Below are 13,601 nucleotides of genomic sequence, written 5' to 3'. Positions count from 1 at the left end.
CTGGCAAGCCAGCTCCTACATTGGCTTTGTGTTTGTTCGAGGATTTTCTGTGCGCTCATTGTTCTGGCGTATCCTGGCCAGCTTCTGGCTGGCCATCGCCCTGGTGGCGGGGCTGTCCATTCTGCTCGGGCACATGCTTAATCAGGACGCGTGGATTCTCAGCCGCCATCCGGGTCTCAACACCCTGCCCGAACAGTGGACGCACACCTACGAAGCCCAGGGAGAGGAAGCGGCCCAGGATATTCTGGAACAGCGCAAGCGCCAGTATCACATCGACGTTCAGGTGCTCAACGAGAGCGGCGATCCGGTGGTGCGCGGCACCTTCCCCCGCCGTGCGGCAGCCTTTGAAGCGCGGCAGAACAACGACGATCGCCGCCTGCCGTGGCGCCGTCTGACCGCTGAATACACCAGTGAAAAAACCGGTGACACCTACCTGCTGATCTATCGGATCCCGCACCCGGAATTGGACGCCTGGCACCGCGAAAGCCTGCTCTGGCCGTTGAGTGCATTAGGTATTGCGCTGGTGGTGCTGACCCTGTTCAGTCTGCTGGTGACCTTCTCTATCACTCGGCCGCTCAGCCGCCTGCGCGGTGCCGTGCATGACCTGGGGCAAACCACCTATCAACAGAACAGCCTGGTAAAACTGGCCAACCGGCGCGATGAGTTCGGCGTGCTCGCCAACGATTTCAACCGCATGGGCGCCCGCCTGCAAAGTCTGATCGGCAGTCAGCGGCAACTGTTGCGCGATGTGTCCCACGAGCTGCGTTCGCCCCTCGCCCGACTGCGCATTGCGCTGGCGCTGGCCGAAAGGGCCAACCCCGAGGAACGGGAAAAACTCTGGCCACGCCTGACCCGTGAATGCGACCGGCTGGAAGCGCTGATCAGCGAAATCCTGGTGCTGGCGCGGGTCGATGCCGACAACGCCAGCGCCGAAGAGGTGGACCTCAATGCCCTGCTCAGCACCCTGCAAAAAGATGCCCAGCTCGGTTCGCCGGAACAGAACGTGCGCCTTGAGGCCGAGCCGCAACTGAACCTCAAAGGTTGGCCGACCATGATCGAGCGCGCGGTGGACAACCTGCTGCGCAACGCCCAGCGCTTCAACCCCGTAGGGCAATCGATCGAAATGCTGGCGTCACGCCAGGGTGAGCGAATTGTCGTCAGTGTGCGCGACCATGGGCCCGGTGTGGAGGCCGAGCATTTGAGCCAGTTGGGTGAACCCTTCTATCGGGCACCGGGACAGACTGCGGCGGGGCATGGCCTGGGGCTGGCGATTGCCCGTCGTGCGGCAGAACGCCATGGCGGGAGCCTGGTGCTGGCCAATCATCCGCAGGGTGGGTTTATCGCCAGCCTCGATTTGCCGTTGGTGCCCGGCGCCGTAGTCCAGCCGTAATCCCTGTGGGAGCGAGCCTGCTCGCGAAAGCTCCGGTTCAGTCAACATATCCATTGAACATTAAATCGCCTTCGCGAGCAGGCTCGCTCCCACAGTTGATCGGTGTGGTCAGGACTTGCCCGGCCAGGCGCTGACAAATTCGGCCAGATCGACCTTCTCCGCCACCCGCGGCTCTTTCTGCGGGGTGCCCAGGTAAAGAAACGCTATCACCTCTTCCCCTTCCGCCAGGCCCAACCCTTTGGCCACATGCGGCGCATACGCCAGCTCACCGGTGCGCCATACCGCGCCAATCCCTTGCGCATAGGCCGCCAGCAAAATCCCGTGCGCCGCGCAACCCGCCGCGAGCAACTGTTCGGACTTCGGATATTTGACGTGGTCCTGCAAACGGGCGATCACCACGACCACCAGCGGCGCACGCAGCGGGCCGTTGCGCGCCTTGTCCAGCGCAGCTTCGGACACTTCGCTGTCCTGCAGCCTCGCCGCCTCGGCCAGCAACTCGCCCATCTGCTCGCGCGCGGCGCCTTCGACGGTCAGGAAACGCCAAGGCTGCAGGTGGCCATGGTCCGGTGCCCGCATCGCAGCGGCAAACAGCACTTCACGCTGCTCCGTGGTGGGTGCCGGTTCAAGCAGTCGTGGAACGGAAACACGGTTGAGCAACGCGTCGAGAGCCTGCATCGGCCACCTCCTGAAAAAATGTTTGGCTATTCTAGCTGCAAGTGCGCAGACCCTGCCGGTTTACATGCCCTGCGCCGCAGGTAGAATGGCGCCCTTCCCTATTTCAGCCCGAGCGGACTTCATGGCGTTGCCGACCTTACGGACCATTGGTTTCATCATCGGCATCTTCCTGATCACGCTGGCCGTTGCCATGGTCGTGCCCATGGCCACGCTGCTGATCTTCGAGCGCACCGGCGACCTGCCGTCGTTCCTCTGGGCGAGCATGATCACCTTTGTCGCAGGTCTGGCCCTGGTCATCCCCGGGCGTCCCGAACATGTGCACCTGCGCCCCCGGGACATGTACCTGCTGACTGTCAGCAGCTGGCTGGTGGTGTGCATTTTCGCCGCGCTGCCGTTTCTGCTGACGCAACATATCAGCTACACCGACTCGTTCTTCGAAAGCATGTCCGGCATTACCGCCACCGGAGCGACGGTGCTCAACCGCCTGGATGACATGTCCCCCGGTATCCTGATGTGGCGCTCGTTGCTGCACTGGATCGGCGGCATCGGGTTTATCGGCATGGCGGTAGCGATCCTGCCACTGCTGCGCATCGGTGGCATGCGCCTGTTCCAGACCGAGTCGTCGGACCGTTCCGAGAAGGTCATGCCCCGCTCGCACATGGTGGCGCGCCTGATCGTAGCGGCCTACGTCGGCATCACCATTTTCGGCAGCCTGGCGTTCTGGTGGGCCGGGATGAGCCCGTTCGATGCGATCAACCACGCGATGTCGGCGATTTCCACCGGCGGATTCTCCACCTCCGACCAGTCCCTGGCCAAATGGACGCAACCGGCGGTGCATTGGGTAGCCATCGTCATCATGATTCTCGGCAGCCTGCCGTTCACCCTGTACGTGGCGACCTTGCGCGGTAATCGCCAGGCCCTGATCAGGGATCAGCAGGTGCAAGGCTTGCTCGGCATGTTGCTGGTGACCTGGCTGGTGCTCGGCACCTGGTACTGGTGGACCACCCAGCTGCATTGGCTCGATGCGCTGCGGCATGTGGCGCTGAACGTGACCTCGGTGGTGACGACGACAGGCTTCGCGCTTGGGGACTACAGCCTGTGGGGAAATTTCTCGCTGATGCTGTTCTTCTATTTGGGCTTTGTCGGTGGCTGCTCGGGTTCGACCGCTGGCGGGATCAAGATTTTCCGTTTCCAGGTCGCCTATATCCTGCTCAAGGCCAACCTTAACCAATTGATTCACCCGCGTGCGGTGATCAAGCAGAAGTACAACGGTCACCGCCTCGACGAAGAGATCGTGCGCTCGATCCTGACCTTTTCGTTCTTCTTCGCCATCACCATCTGCGTGATCGCCCTGCTGCTGTCGCTGCTCGGCGTGGACTGGATGACCGCCCTCACCGGCGCGGCCAGTACCGTGTCCGGTGTCGGTCCGGGGCTGGGCGAGACCATCGGCCCGGCAGGTAACTTCGCCTCCCTGCCGGACGCCGCCAAATGGATTCTGTCGGTCGGCATGTTGCTTGGCCGACTGGAGATCATTACGGTATTTGTCCTGTGCATACCGGCGTTCTGGCGTCATTGACCGGGGTCGGCGTTTCCATCAGCCGCACCCGGTACTCGCCGGGGGTGGCATCGAACCAGCGTCGAAAAGCGCGGAAGAAGTTGCTCGGATCGGCGAACCCCAACAGGTAGGCAATCTCCAGCAGGGTCATGCCCGGTTGCGCCAGATACTGCTCCGCCAGTTCGCGCCGGGTGTCGTCCAACAGCGTCTGAAAACTCGTGCCCTCTTCCTGCAGGCGGCGCTGCAAGGTCCGTTGGGACAGGTGCAGCGTCTGCGCCACGGTATCGCGCTTGGGTTCGCCCTGGGGCAGCAACCGGCATAACACCTGCCGCGCCTTGTGGGTCACCCGGCTTTCCGAGAACCGCGCCAGGTATTCGCCGGCAAACCGGTCATGCAGCAGCGCCATCGCCTCGTTGGCGGTCGGCAGAGGCGCTTCCATATCGGCGCGCTCGAAGATCAAGGCGTCATAGGGCGCGCTGAACTCCATCGGCGCGTGGAAGGCCTGTTTATAGGGTGCGAGATCGATGGGCTCATTGCCCTGCAACAGCACCTTGCGCGGCTGCAGGACTCGCCCGGTCAACCAGCCACACAGCGCCAGGGCACAGGCCAATGAAGCTTCGGCGCTCTGCCGGGTGGGTGGCAGATGGTCGCCATGGACCGTCAGAATCAGCGCGTACCCCTCATCCAGCAACCGGAAACTCAGGTCGGCGCTTTCGGCGATGATCCGCTGATAACGCACCAGCCGCCGAAAACCTTCGGCCAGGGTCTGGCTGGACATCAGCGCATAGCCCGCCACATGAAAGGAGGCCGGCCGCACCACCTTGCCCATGTTCAGGCCAATCGCCGGGTTGCCGGACATCTCGACCGCACGCTGCCACAGGCGTGTCATGGAATCTTGCGGGAAGCGCGCGTCCGGATCATCCAGCGCCGCGTAGTCGAGTCCCAGTTGTTTGAACAGCACCCGGCAATCCAGGCCGTCCATTTCCAGTGCCTTGACAATTCCCATTGCCCAGCTTGCAGATGTCGTTCTTTCGCTCATGGCGTTTTCTTAAATGATGAGCCGCATGCTACGGCGACCGGTTTTCGAAGGATACTAAAGTGGCGCCCATTGTCAGTGGCTGATGCCATTGTTCACTCTAGACTTAAATAAGCTACCCGCAGCACAACTTGCAGTCAGAACAATAACCACCGAGATCGCAGTCGTGGAAAACGTCCGACGATTCAACAGTTTCGCTGAGTTTTACCCGTATTACCTCAGCGAACACAGCAACAGGACCTGCCGACGACTGCACTTTATCGGCACGACGCTGGTGATCTTCATCCTGGCCCTGACCCTCGTCAAAGGCACCTGGCTGATGTTGCCGGCCTTGCCGCTGGCGGGTTACAGCTTCGCCTGGATCGGGCATTTCTTCTTCGAAAAAAACCGCCCTGCGACCTTCCAGCACCCGCTTTACAGCCTGCTCGGCGACTTCGTCATGTACCGGGATATGATCCTGGGTCGCGTGCCGTTCTAGGGACAATCGGTCAACAGAGGACAGTCGATGAATGCCAATGCCCGTTTCACCCACATGAAGGACGGCACGCAGGAAGACTGGGCGATCATCGCCGCCGACTTCAGTGCCTACGCCCGACAACTGCCGACGCGGATTGCGGCGCACCTGACATTGCTGGAGGGTGATTTCGGCGGCTTCCCGGTGGATCGCCTGACCCACTCCCTGCAAACCGCCACCCGCGCCTGGCGCGATGGTCGCGACGAAGAGTACGTGGTCTGTGCCCTGCTTCACGACATCGGCGACACCCTGGGTTCCTACAACCACCCGGACATCGCCGCGGCGATCCTCAAGCCATTCGTCAGCGCCGAGAATCTGTGGATGGTGGAGAAACACGGGATTTTCCAGGGGTATTACTTCTTCCATCACCTGGGCATGGATCGGCATTTGCGCGAGCAGTTCAGCGGGCATCCGCAGTATCAGGCGACGATCGAATTCTGCGCCAGATATGATGCGGCGGCGTTCGATCCGGCGTACGACACGCTGCCGTTGAGTTTTTTCCAACCGATGATGGAGCGGTTGTTTGCGCAGCCGAAGAATTCGATTTACAAGGCGGCGATGGCAGAGCGTTCGCCGGCCTGAAAGATCGCCACAAAAGCCGAACCTATGCAGGCTCCGCGACTTTCAAAACCTTCAATTTCGCCTCCCGCGCCTGGGCATCCGCCAACCGATACAACTCGATCGAGCCATCCCAATGCTCGATCAATGCCGTACACGACTCCACCCAGTCCCCGCAATTGAGGTAATCCACCTCGCCCACCTTGCGAATCTCGGCATGGTGAATGTGCCCGCACACCACGCCATGCAGTCCGCGTTTGACGCATTCGTGGGCAATGGCTTCTTCGAAATCGCTGATGAAGCTGACCGCGGTCTTCACCTTGTGCTTGAGATATGCCGACAACGACCAGTAGCCATAGCCATAACGGGCGCGCCAATGATTGAGCCAGCGGTTGAGGGTCAGGGTGAATTCGTAGGCCGAGTCGCCGAGAAAGGCCAGCCAGCGGTGGTACCGGGTGATCACGTCGAACTGGTCGCCATGGATCACCAGCAAATGACGGCCGTCGGCAGTGACGTGCACGGCTTCGTCCACCAACTGGATGTTGCCCAGGATCAGCTTCGAGTAACGGCGCAGGAACTCGTCATGGTTGCCGGTGACGTAGATCACTTCGGTGCCGCGCTTGCTCATGGTCAACAACCGGCGAATCACATTGGTGTGCGCCTGGGGCCAATACATGCCGCCACGCAGTTTCCAGCCGTCGATGATGTCGCCGACCAGGTAGACCTTGTCCGCATGGTAGCCCTTGAGAAACTGCGACAGGTGTTCGGCCTGGCAATCCCGGGTGCCCAGGTGCACATAGGAAATCCACAAGGTCCGCACACGTTGCTTGCGACTGGGTTTGGCGAACTCGGCGCTGGTCATGGGCAACCCTCTGCGATTGATTGGGCAAGCTTGCGCCGGCCGGATTAATGGCCCATGACAGTGACAAGTCAGTCCCGTGACAACGCTCGCGTACGCCCTCGGTGTAGACTGGCAGCCTTATTCGGGAGACCTGCGATGAGACCGATCCTCACGCTACGCCAGTACAGCGACGAGCTGATCGTCCACAGCCACGACCACGCGCAACTGGTGTTCGGGCTGTCCGGCGCGCTGGATTTCGAGGTCGACGGGCATGGCAGCCAGGTGGTCCGGCAGAGTTTCGTGGTGGTGCCGTCCGGTTTTCACCATGCCTGTGGCAGCGCCAATGGCAGCCGTTGCCTGGTGCTGGATGTGCCAGGCGACGAGTGGGTCGTGCAGTCACTGGGCGATCACGCGCAAGCCAGCCGGCGTTTGCTCGACAACGCCGGGCGCCTGCCGCTGGATGCCGGGCAAAGCCAACTGGTGAACTGGCTGGCGGCCAGCCAGGTCAGTGACCCAGTGATCGCGCAACAGGGTGCCGTGCTGTTGCTGGCCAGCCTGAACAATGCCCAGCCGCAGGTCGTGGGCGGTCGGCGTCTGCCCTATGCAGCGCTGAATGCACACATTGATCAGTATGCTGCCTACCCGCTGCAAGTCGCCGACCTGGCGCGTATCGCCGGATTGTCCAGCGCCCGGCTGCATGCGCGGTTCGTTGCCGAATGCGGGCAGACCCCGATGGACTATATCCGCAGCCGGCGATTGCACATGGCCGTGGGCATGCTGCGGGATTCGGCGTTGCCCATCGGCGAGATTGCCAGTCGGGTCGGCTACAGCTCCCAAAGTGCCTTCGCGGCCGCGGTGCTGCGCGAATTTGGCGCCTCGCCGGGCAAATTGCGGCGCGAGGCTGGCGACAAAACACGATAGTTTGCCGACAGACACGGCGGCCTTCACACGCTTAAATGGGGCTCGATACGTTCATCAAGGATTGCAATGACTCCCCGTACCGCCCTTGGCGCCCTGCATATCGGCGCACTGATGTTTGGCCTGACCGGTGTGTTCGGCAAACTCGCCGCCGCCTCCCCCGCCGTCATCGTTTTCGGGCGTGCCGCATTTGCCGTGCTGGCGTTGGCGTTTTTTGCGCGGTTCGCCAGCCCTACGCGCTGGCAGAAGCTCGAGGCCGTGGACTGGCGCCGGTTGTTGCTCAGCGGCTTGCTGCTCGCCGGGCATTGGGTCAGCTTTTTCATTGCAGTGAAGGTCGCCGGCGTGGCGATCGCCACCCTGGGCTTTGCCAGTTTCCCGGCGTTTACCGTGATCCTCGAAGGGCTGTTCTTCCGCGAGCGAATTCGCGCCAACGAAATCCTGCTGGTGGTGCTGGTGAGTGTCGGGTTGGTGCTGGTCACGCCGGACTTCGACCTGGCCAGTGGCGCCACCACCGGCCTGCTGTGGGCGGTGGCTTCCGGCTTGCTGTTCGCCCTGCTGTCGTTGACCAACCGCGCCAGCTCCGCACGCATCCCGCCGGTGCAGGCGGCGTTGTGTCAGAACGTGGTGGTCGCGCTGTGTCTGTTGCCGGCGGCGGCACCGCAGTTGAGTGAAGTGCGCGCCCTCGACTGGCTGTGGATCGGTCTGCTCGGAGTGTTCTGCACCGGCGTCGCTCACAGCTTGTTCGTCGCCAGCCTGGCAGTGATCAAGGCGCGAACCGCCGCGGTGGTGTTCGCCCTGGAGCCGGTTTACGGGATCACCATGGCCTGGCTGCTGTTCGATGAAAACCCGACGCTGCGCATGCTGTTCGGCGGTGCGTTGATCATCGTTGCGATTGTGGTGTCCAGCCGGCTCGCTGGCGGTTCAAGCAAAAAGACCGTTGCGGCACAAGCCCCGTCTCACTGAGTCCGGTCGTTGTGCCCCAGGTCGCGGTCCGGATCGATCCGGTCGCGGACCCGCTGCTTGAGCACCTTGGCCTCGGGGAAACCGCCGTCGGTCTTGCGCTCCCAGATTTGCACCTCGTCACAAAAAATGTGAAAGACCCCGCCGGTGCCGGGCACCAGGGACACTTTGCCCAGGTCGTCGCCAAAGGTACTGAGCAGTTCCTGCGCCAGCCAGGCCGCACGCAACAGCCATTGGCATTGCGTGCAATAGGTGATGACGATTTCCGGTTTTAGCGCGGTCATGATGGGCAGGATTCCTGAGCCAGGGGGCGTCGCTATCATAGCCGGCTTTTTCGTTTGATCTTCAACGGATGCCGGCCAACAAACTCCGGGCGGTCTGTTTGAGTGGCTCGTCGCCGTCCTTGAGCAGCTCGTTGAGCAGTTCGATGGCGCTGTCCAGGTCGCCGTCATCGATGCAGGTCTGGGCCTGTTCCAGTTTGCCTGCATGGCTCGGTCCGGATGGATCAAGATCCTCGGCACTCAACGGTTCAAGCTCCAACGACAAGCCGGCATCGGCGAATTCGTCGAGAAAGTCGTCATCCAGAGGCTGCGCATCAGGTTCGGCCACCCACTCGAACGCGTGTTCGTCCAGCGCCGACTGGTCAGGCATTTCGAACACATCGGGCATGACGTGCAGATTCGAGGTGAATTCCGGCTCGTGGGTGCGTGACGCCTCCTTCGGGGAATCGGCGGGGAGCGGTGCATGGTCGAAGGGGCTGATCAGGTCCCAGTTCGAATCCATCGACAGGTCATCCAGGTTCAACTGGAACTCATCGCTGGCGGCGGCTGCCGGGGGCTGCGCAACCGCGGGCGGTGTGATGGTGGGTGCAATGGTCGAGGCGGCGACAGTGCCCAGTTTCGGATAACGCTCACGAATCTCCTGAAGCTTCTGCGGGTCGAAACCTGCGTCACGCAGGCTGTTTTCCTGGGCTTCATAGGCGGACACGTCACCCTGCCTGCCCAGAACTTCCAGCAGCTGCACGGCCAGATCGGTGCGATTCGGTTCCTTGAACAACGCCTCTCGCAACAAGCCGGCCGCTTCGGAAAAACGGCCATAGGCCAGATAAATGCCGACCCCTTCGAGCACATCGCCCGCCGACGACTCTTCGCCCTGGCCGGAGGCCGGAGCAGGCGCTTGCGCTTCCCGGTTCAGCACCGGCTCATGCTGCGACGGCACAACGGCTAACGGCTCAGGGACGGCCTGAACCTGCTGTCGCCGACGGCGAACGAACAATCCGAGCAACGTCAGGGCCACCAGCAACAGCACTCCGTAGATGAGCGGCCAGTGAGTCATCTCGATTTTTTCAACAACAACCGGCGCTGGCGCCGCGACGTCTGGTGCAACTGGCGCCACCGAGGCCTGTGTGACTTGCGCCAGTTGAGTCTGCAACTCGGTGACCTGTTTTTTCTGGCCGGCAATGTGCTCGTTCTGAGCCTGCAATTTTGCATTCAGCTCATCGATCGTGGTTTGCAACGCCTGGTTCTTCAGGACGCTGATGGCCAGTTGCTCGGCAACAGGATCAGTGACAGGCGCAGCAGCAGGTTGCTCGACGGGCGGGGTGGTTGGCTTTTTGCTCTTCACCGCAGGTGGCACTGCAACGGCCGGCTCGACGCTGGGGAAGGCGGACGATGACGTGCTGGCAACCGGTTCGTCAGCCACCGGCACAATCCCCGGCGAGCCCGGCGGGTCGATCAATACCGTGTATTCGCGCAGCACGCGTCCGTTGGGCTGATTGAGCTGCACAAGGAAATTGAGGAAGGGCTCATTGACCGGCTTGTTGGAGCTCACCCGGATCAGCCGGCGGTCGCCACGCAGGATCGGCGTGAACCTCAGATCGTTGAGGAAGAACACCCGATCCACGCCGGCACGATTGAATTCTTCTGCCGTCGCCAGGCCGACCGACAACTCGCCCTCCGCAAGGTCCGCGGCGTCCATCAGGGCGATGTCGGCACGCAGCGGCTGATTCAGCGCCGAATGCAGGGTGATTTCGCCCAAGCCCAGCGCGGGCGCCAATGCCGACCAGGAAACAGCACCACCGACCAGCAGCAGCCTGGCGCAACACCGCAATACCACGTGCAAACTCTCGAGCATGAGCATCCCTTGGATAACCGGAACCAACCTTGTACGTGTTCGCACATCCGGTACGAACACGATATTGCCGACTAGTTCTTTATAGTCTGCCCAACGGGGTATCTCAAAAGTCCGGCACGCGGTGATGCCTCAAGACTTTTCCAGGTTGGCCAGTATGTGTCCGTGGACCCGCATGCAGATTTTCAGATCCGCTTCATCAACGCCTTCGAACAGCTCGTGACGCAACTGGGTGGCAATTGTTTCAATTTGTTCGATCAGGGGCCGGGCCGGGGCACAGAGGACGATTTTCTTTGCCCGACGGTCTTCCAGCACCGATTGACGTTGCACCAGCCCCTGGCTTTCCAGGCTGTCGAGCAACCGGGCCAGGGTCGGCCCTTCTACGCCGACGCTTTGCGCCAGTTCGCGCTGGGTGGGTGCATCGTCGAAACGTGCCAGGTGCAGCAGTACCAGCCAGCGTGCCTGGGACAGTCCGAGGCCGGCCAGGCGGCGGTCCAGTTCGGCACGCCAGCCGCGGGACATCTGCGCCAGTTGCATGCCAAAACGGTGTTGATCGGTGAACGGCATAAAACACTCATGATTAGGCTGAAATAGAGAAATACTAATAATTAGTCAGCTAAGCATGACCTTTGGCTATAGGCAAGGGTTGCCATTTAGTGAATCGTTACATCTGTATACCAAGTCATTCAGATTTCAAATTCCGACTGCAGAGCGGCACGAACGCAGTACAAGACACCTTCCGGCACTCGCCCGGCGAACAGCGCGGCAATCTCCGACACGGGTGGCAATTCACCTTCGCCGTCAAGGAACGCGTCCTGGACTTCACCCATCAAGTCTTCTGGCAGATCCAGCGCCTGCTCCAGCGACAACTGTTGCTTGCCAATCGCTTCGGCGAGCATGGTGTAGACATTCTTTTCCGAGCATTGCAGTTGACCGGCAATCTGCAGCGGAGTCATGCCGGCCCGCGCCAGGGTGATCAGCTCATGGCGCACGTCGGCCACCACTTTCGGCGCCTCGACCTGGCCGCCAAGCACTTCTAGGAAGGACTGGCCATAACGCTCCAGTTTGCGTGCGCCGACGCCACTGACCGTGGCCATCTCCGCCAGCGACGTGGGCTGGCTGCGCAGCATTTCCAGCAGCGTCGAATCGGGGAAGATGACGTACGGCGGCACACCATGCTCTTCGGCGAGTTTGCGACGCAGGGCGCGCAAGGCTTCCCACTGTTCGCGTTCTTCGCCGCGAACCAGCTGGCTCGCCTGGCTCTTGCTGCTTTTGGCAGTGGTTTGCGGCTTGAGGTCGCGGCGCAGTTCCAGGGTCACTTCACCCTTGAGCAATGGCCGGCAGCTGTCACTCAGGCGCAAGCCGCCGTAGCCTTCGAGGTCGATGTCGGCCAGGCCGCGGGCAACCAGCTGGCGGAACAGGGAGCGCCATTCACCTTCGGCCATCGCCTTGCCGACACCGTAGACCGACAGGTGCTGATGACCGATGCTGCGGATCTTTTCGTTGTCCTTGCCCAGCAGTACGTCCACCAGGTGCCCGACGCCATAGCGCTGGCCGGTGCGGTAGATCGCCGAGAGCGCCTGGCGGGCCGGCTCGGTGGCGTCCCAGGTCTGCACGCCGTCGACGCAGTTGTCGCAATGGCCGCAGGGTTCGGGCATGTCTTCGTCGAAATAAGCCAGCAGCGTCTGGCGGCGGCAGCGGGTTTCTTCGCAGAGCGAGAGCATCGCGTCGAGCTTGTGCTGCTCAAGACGTTTGTGGCGTTCGTCGCCCTCGGAGTTCTGCAACATCTGCTTGAGCATCACCACGTCTTGCAGGCCGTAGGCCATCCAGGCATCCGCCGGCAGTCCGTCACGGCCGCCGCGACCGGTTTCCTGGTAATACGCTTCAAGGGATTTGGGCAAATCGAGGTGAGCGACGAAGCGCACGTTGGGTTTATCGATGCCCATGCCGAATGCCACGGTGGCGACCATGATCAGGCCTTCCTCGTTGAGGAAGCGTTTCTGGTGGTGGGCCCGGGTATCGTTGGGCAGGCCGGCGTGATAGGGCAGCGCCGGGAACCCTTGTTCGCTGAGGAACACCGCGACTTCGTCGACCTTCTTGCGCGACAGGCAATAGACGATGCCGGCATCGCTGCGCCGTTCGGCCAGGAACGCGAGCAATTGCTTGCGCGGCTGCTCCTTGGGCACGATACGGTAGAAAATGTTCGGGCGATCGAAACTCGAGAGGAAACGCTCGGCGTCCTGCAGATGCAGGCGATCGACGATTTCTTCCCGGGTGCGCTTGTCGGCGGTCGCGGTCAGGGCGATGCGCGGGACATGCGGAAACAGCTCCGCCAGCTGGCCCAGTTGCAGGTATTCACGGCGGAAGTCGTGGCCCCACTGGGACACGCAATGCGCTTCATCGATGGCGAACAGGGCGATTTCAAGGCTTTGCAGGAACGCCAGCATGCGCGGCTGAACCAGGCGCTCGGGTGCCAGATACAGCATCTTCACTTCACCGCGCTTGATCCGGGCAGCCAGGTCCCGTTGCTGCTCGGCGCTCAGTGTGGAATTGAGTGCAGCCGCGGCGACACCCAGTTCTTCAAGGGTCGCGACCTGATCGTCCATCAGTGCGATCAGCGGCGAGACCACCACCGCCAGGCCTTCGCGCAGCAGTGCCGGCACCTGGAAGCACAGGGACTTGCCGCCGCCGGTAGGCATCAGCACCAGGGCGTCGCCGCCGCTGGCCACGCGCTCAATGATTGCACCCTGGCGGCCACGGAAACTGTCGTAGCCGAAGATGTCCTTGAGGACGCGTTGAGCCTGTTCGAGCATAAAAACTCCAGAAATCACCAAAAACATCCCTGCAAGACTGGTTCAGAACCACGCAGGCTGCACTGACGAATAGTAAGTGCGCATTGCATGACGCTTCACATCTCAGCCGTGGCGCCAGCAGGGCATCACAAAACGCGCGAGTATACCCGACGCCCGTCCGCCACAGGGTGCCGCTGAGAAGACACACGCAAGCCAATGCCGATCTCCTGTA

General features: G+C 61.7%; 13 protein-coding genes. 6 read left to right on the top strand and 7 right to left on the bottom strand.

The window, feature by feature from the left end; translation table 11 throughout:
- The first annotated feature begins 49 nt into the window (after positions 1-49).
- Positions 50-1,390, top strand: coding sequence for a sensor histidine kinase (locus F8N96_RS21245; RefSeq protein ID WP_150799493.1), 1,341 nt, complete (start codon positions 50-52; stop codon positions 1,388-1,390).
- A gap of 108 nt (positions 1,391-1,498) precedes the next feature.
- Here F8N96_RS21245 and F8N96_RS21240 read toward each other — a convergent pair whose 3' ends face one another.
- Positions 1,499-2,065, bottom strand: a complete 567-nt coding sequence (locus F8N96_RS21240) for an NAD(P)H nitroreductase (protein ID WP_150799492.1) — start codon at positions 2,063-2,065, stop codon at positions 1,499-1,501.
- Between the two features lie 121 nt (positions 2,066-2,186).
- Between F8N96_RS21240 and F8N96_RS21235 the strand changes: the two genes are divergently transcribed.
- Positions 2,187-3,641, top strand: a complete 1,455-nt coding sequence (locus F8N96_RS21235) for a TrkH family potassium uptake protein (protein ID WP_150799491.1) — start codon at positions 2,187-2,189, stop codon at positions 3,639-3,641.
- On the opposite strand, the gene F8N96_RS21230 is transcribed toward F8N96_RS21235, so the two are convergent.
- Positions 3,598-4,659 (bottom strand): AraC family transcriptional regulator, encoded by a 1,062-nt coding sequence (locus F8N96_RS21230; protein WP_150799490.1) that lies wholly within the window; start codon positions 4,657-4,659, stop codon positions 3,598-3,600. The two genes, F8N96_RS21235 and F8N96_RS21230, sit on opposite strands and share 44 nt — an antisense overlap.
- A gap of 163 nt (positions 4,660-4,822) precedes the next feature.
- Here F8N96_RS21230 and F8N96_RS21225 point away from each other — a divergent pair, with 163 nt between their 5' ends.
- The gene (locus tag F8N96_RS21225; RefSeq protein WP_150799489.1) at positions 4,823-5,134 is read left to right on the top strand and encodes a DUF962 domain-containing protein; all 312 of its coding nucleotides are present in this window, start codon (positions 4,823-4,825) and stop codon (positions 5,132-5,134) included.
- A 27-nt stretch (positions 5,135-5,161) separates the two neighbouring features.
- The gene (locus tag F8N96_RS21220) at positions 5,162-5,752 is read left to right on the top strand and encodes an HD domain-containing protein (protein WP_150799488.1); all 591 of its coding nucleotides are present in this window, start codon (positions 5,162-5,164) and stop codon (positions 5,750-5,752) included.
- 22 nt (positions 5,753-5,774) lie between these two features.
- Here F8N96_RS21220 and F8N96_RS21215 read toward each other — a convergent pair whose 3' ends face one another.
- Positions 5,775-6,590 carry a UDP-2,3-diacylglucosamine diphosphatase gene (locus F8N96_RS21215; RefSeq protein WP_150799487.1) on the bottom strand — a complete coding sequence of 272 codons (816 nt, stop codon included), beginning with the start codon at positions 6,588-6,590 and terminating at the stop codon, positions 5,775-5,777.
- Positions 6,591-6,725: 135 nt separating this feature from the next.
- Between F8N96_RS21215 and F8N96_RS21210 the strand changes: the two genes are divergently transcribed.
- On the top strand, positions 6,726-7,490 hold the full coding sequence (locus tag F8N96_RS21210) for a helix-turn-helix transcriptional regulator (protein ID WP_150768062.1): 765 nt from the start codon (positions 6,726-6,728) through the stop codon (positions 7,488-7,490).
- Between the two features lie 66 nt (positions 7,491-7,556).
- Positions 7,557-8,450, top strand: coding sequence for a DMT family transporter (locus F8N96_RS21205; RefSeq protein WP_150799486.1), 894 nt, complete (start codon positions 7,557-7,559; stop codon positions 8,448-8,450).
- Here the strand turns inward: F8N96_RS21205 and F8N96_RS21200 are convergent.
- From F8N96_RS21200 to recQ, 4 genes are all read right to left on the bottom strand, one after another.
- Positions 8,444-8,731 carry a SelT/SelW/SelH family protein gene (locus F8N96_RS21200; protein ID WP_150799485.1) on the bottom strand — a complete coding sequence of 96 codons (288 nt, stop codon included), beginning with the start codon at positions 8,729-8,731 and terminating at the stop codon, positions 8,444-8,446. The two genes, F8N96_RS21205 and F8N96_RS21200, sit on opposite strands and share 7 nt — an antisense overlap.
- Before the next feature lie 61 nt (positions 8,732-8,792).
- Complete coding sequence (locus tag F8N96_RS21195) at positions 8,793-10,580, bottom strand: FimV/HubP family polar landmark protein (protein WP_150799484.1); 1,788 nt, start codon at positions 10,578-10,580, stop codon at positions 8,793-8,795.
- A 129-nt stretch (positions 10,581-10,709) separates the two neighbouring features.
- Complete coding sequence (locus F8N96_RS21190; protein ID WP_150799483.1) at positions 10,710-11,144, bottom strand: MarR family transcriptional regulator; 435 nt, start codon at positions 11,142-11,144, stop codon at positions 10,710-10,712.
- Positions 11,145-11,263: 119 nt separating this feature from the next.
- Complete coding sequence (recQ, locus tag F8N96_RS21185; RefSeq protein WP_150799482.1) at positions 11,264-13,390, bottom strand: DNA helicase RecQ; 2,127 nt, start codon at positions 13,388-13,390, stop codon at positions 11,264-11,266.
- Between the last annotated feature and the right edge of the window lie 211 nt (positions 13,391-13,601).

Origin of the sequence: Pseudomonas fluorescens, assembly GCF_902497855.1 — a bacterium.
GTDB lineage: Bacteria > Pseudomonadota > Gammaproteobacteria > Pseudomonadales > Pseudomonadaceae > Aquipseudomonas > Aquipseudomonas fluorescens_BI.
The sequence above is the reverse complement of the archived record's forward strand: the minus strand, read 5'-3'. Positions and strand labels throughout refer to the sequence as shown.

Bases quoted from the DNA above. Each gene is read 5' to 3' on its own strand.
- F8N96_RS21240 (WP_150799492.1), bottom strand. From the start codon at position 2,065: ATGCAGGCTCTCGACGCGTTGCTCAACCGTGTTTCCGTTCCACGACTG.
- F8N96_RS21235 (WP_150799491.1), top strand. From the start codon at position 2,187: ATGGCGTTGCCGACCTTACGGACCATTGGTTTCATCATCGGCATCTTC.
- F8N96_RS21230 (WP_150799490.1), bottom strand. From the start codon at position 4,659: ATGAGCGAAAGAACGACATCTGCAAGCTGGGCAATGGGAATTGTCAAG.
- F8N96_RS21220 (WP_150799488.1), top strand. From the start codon at position 5,162: ATGAATGCCAATGCCCGTTTCACCCACATGAAGGACGGCACGCAGGAA.
- F8N96_RS21215 (WP_150799487.1), bottom strand. From the start codon at position 6,590: ATGACCAGCGCCGAGTTCGCCAAACCCAGTCGCAAGCAACGTGTGCGG.
- F8N96_RS21210 (WP_150768062.1), top strand. From the start codon at position 6,726: ATGAGACCGATCCTCACGCTACGCCAGTACAGCGACGAGCTGATCGTC.
- F8N96_RS21205 (WP_150799486.1), top strand. From the start codon at position 7,557: ATGACTCCCCGTACCGCCCTTGGCGCCCTGCATATCGGCGCACTGATG.
- F8N96_RS21200 (WP_150799485.1), bottom strand. From the start codon at position 8,731: ATGACCGCGCTAAAACCGGAAATCGTCATCACCTATTGCACGCAATGC.
- F8N96_RS21195 (WP_150799484.1), bottom strand. From the start codon at position 10,580: ATGCTCGAGAGTTTGCACGTGGTATTGCGGTGTTGCGCCAGGCTGCTG.
- F8N96_RS21190 (WP_150799483.1), bottom strand. From the start codon at position 11,144: ATGCCGTTCACCGATCAACACCGTTTTGGCATGCAACTGGCGCAGATG.
- recQ (WP_150799482.1), bottom strand. From the start codon at position 13,390: ATGCTCGAACAGGCTCAACGCGTCCTCAAGGACATCTTCGGCTACGAC.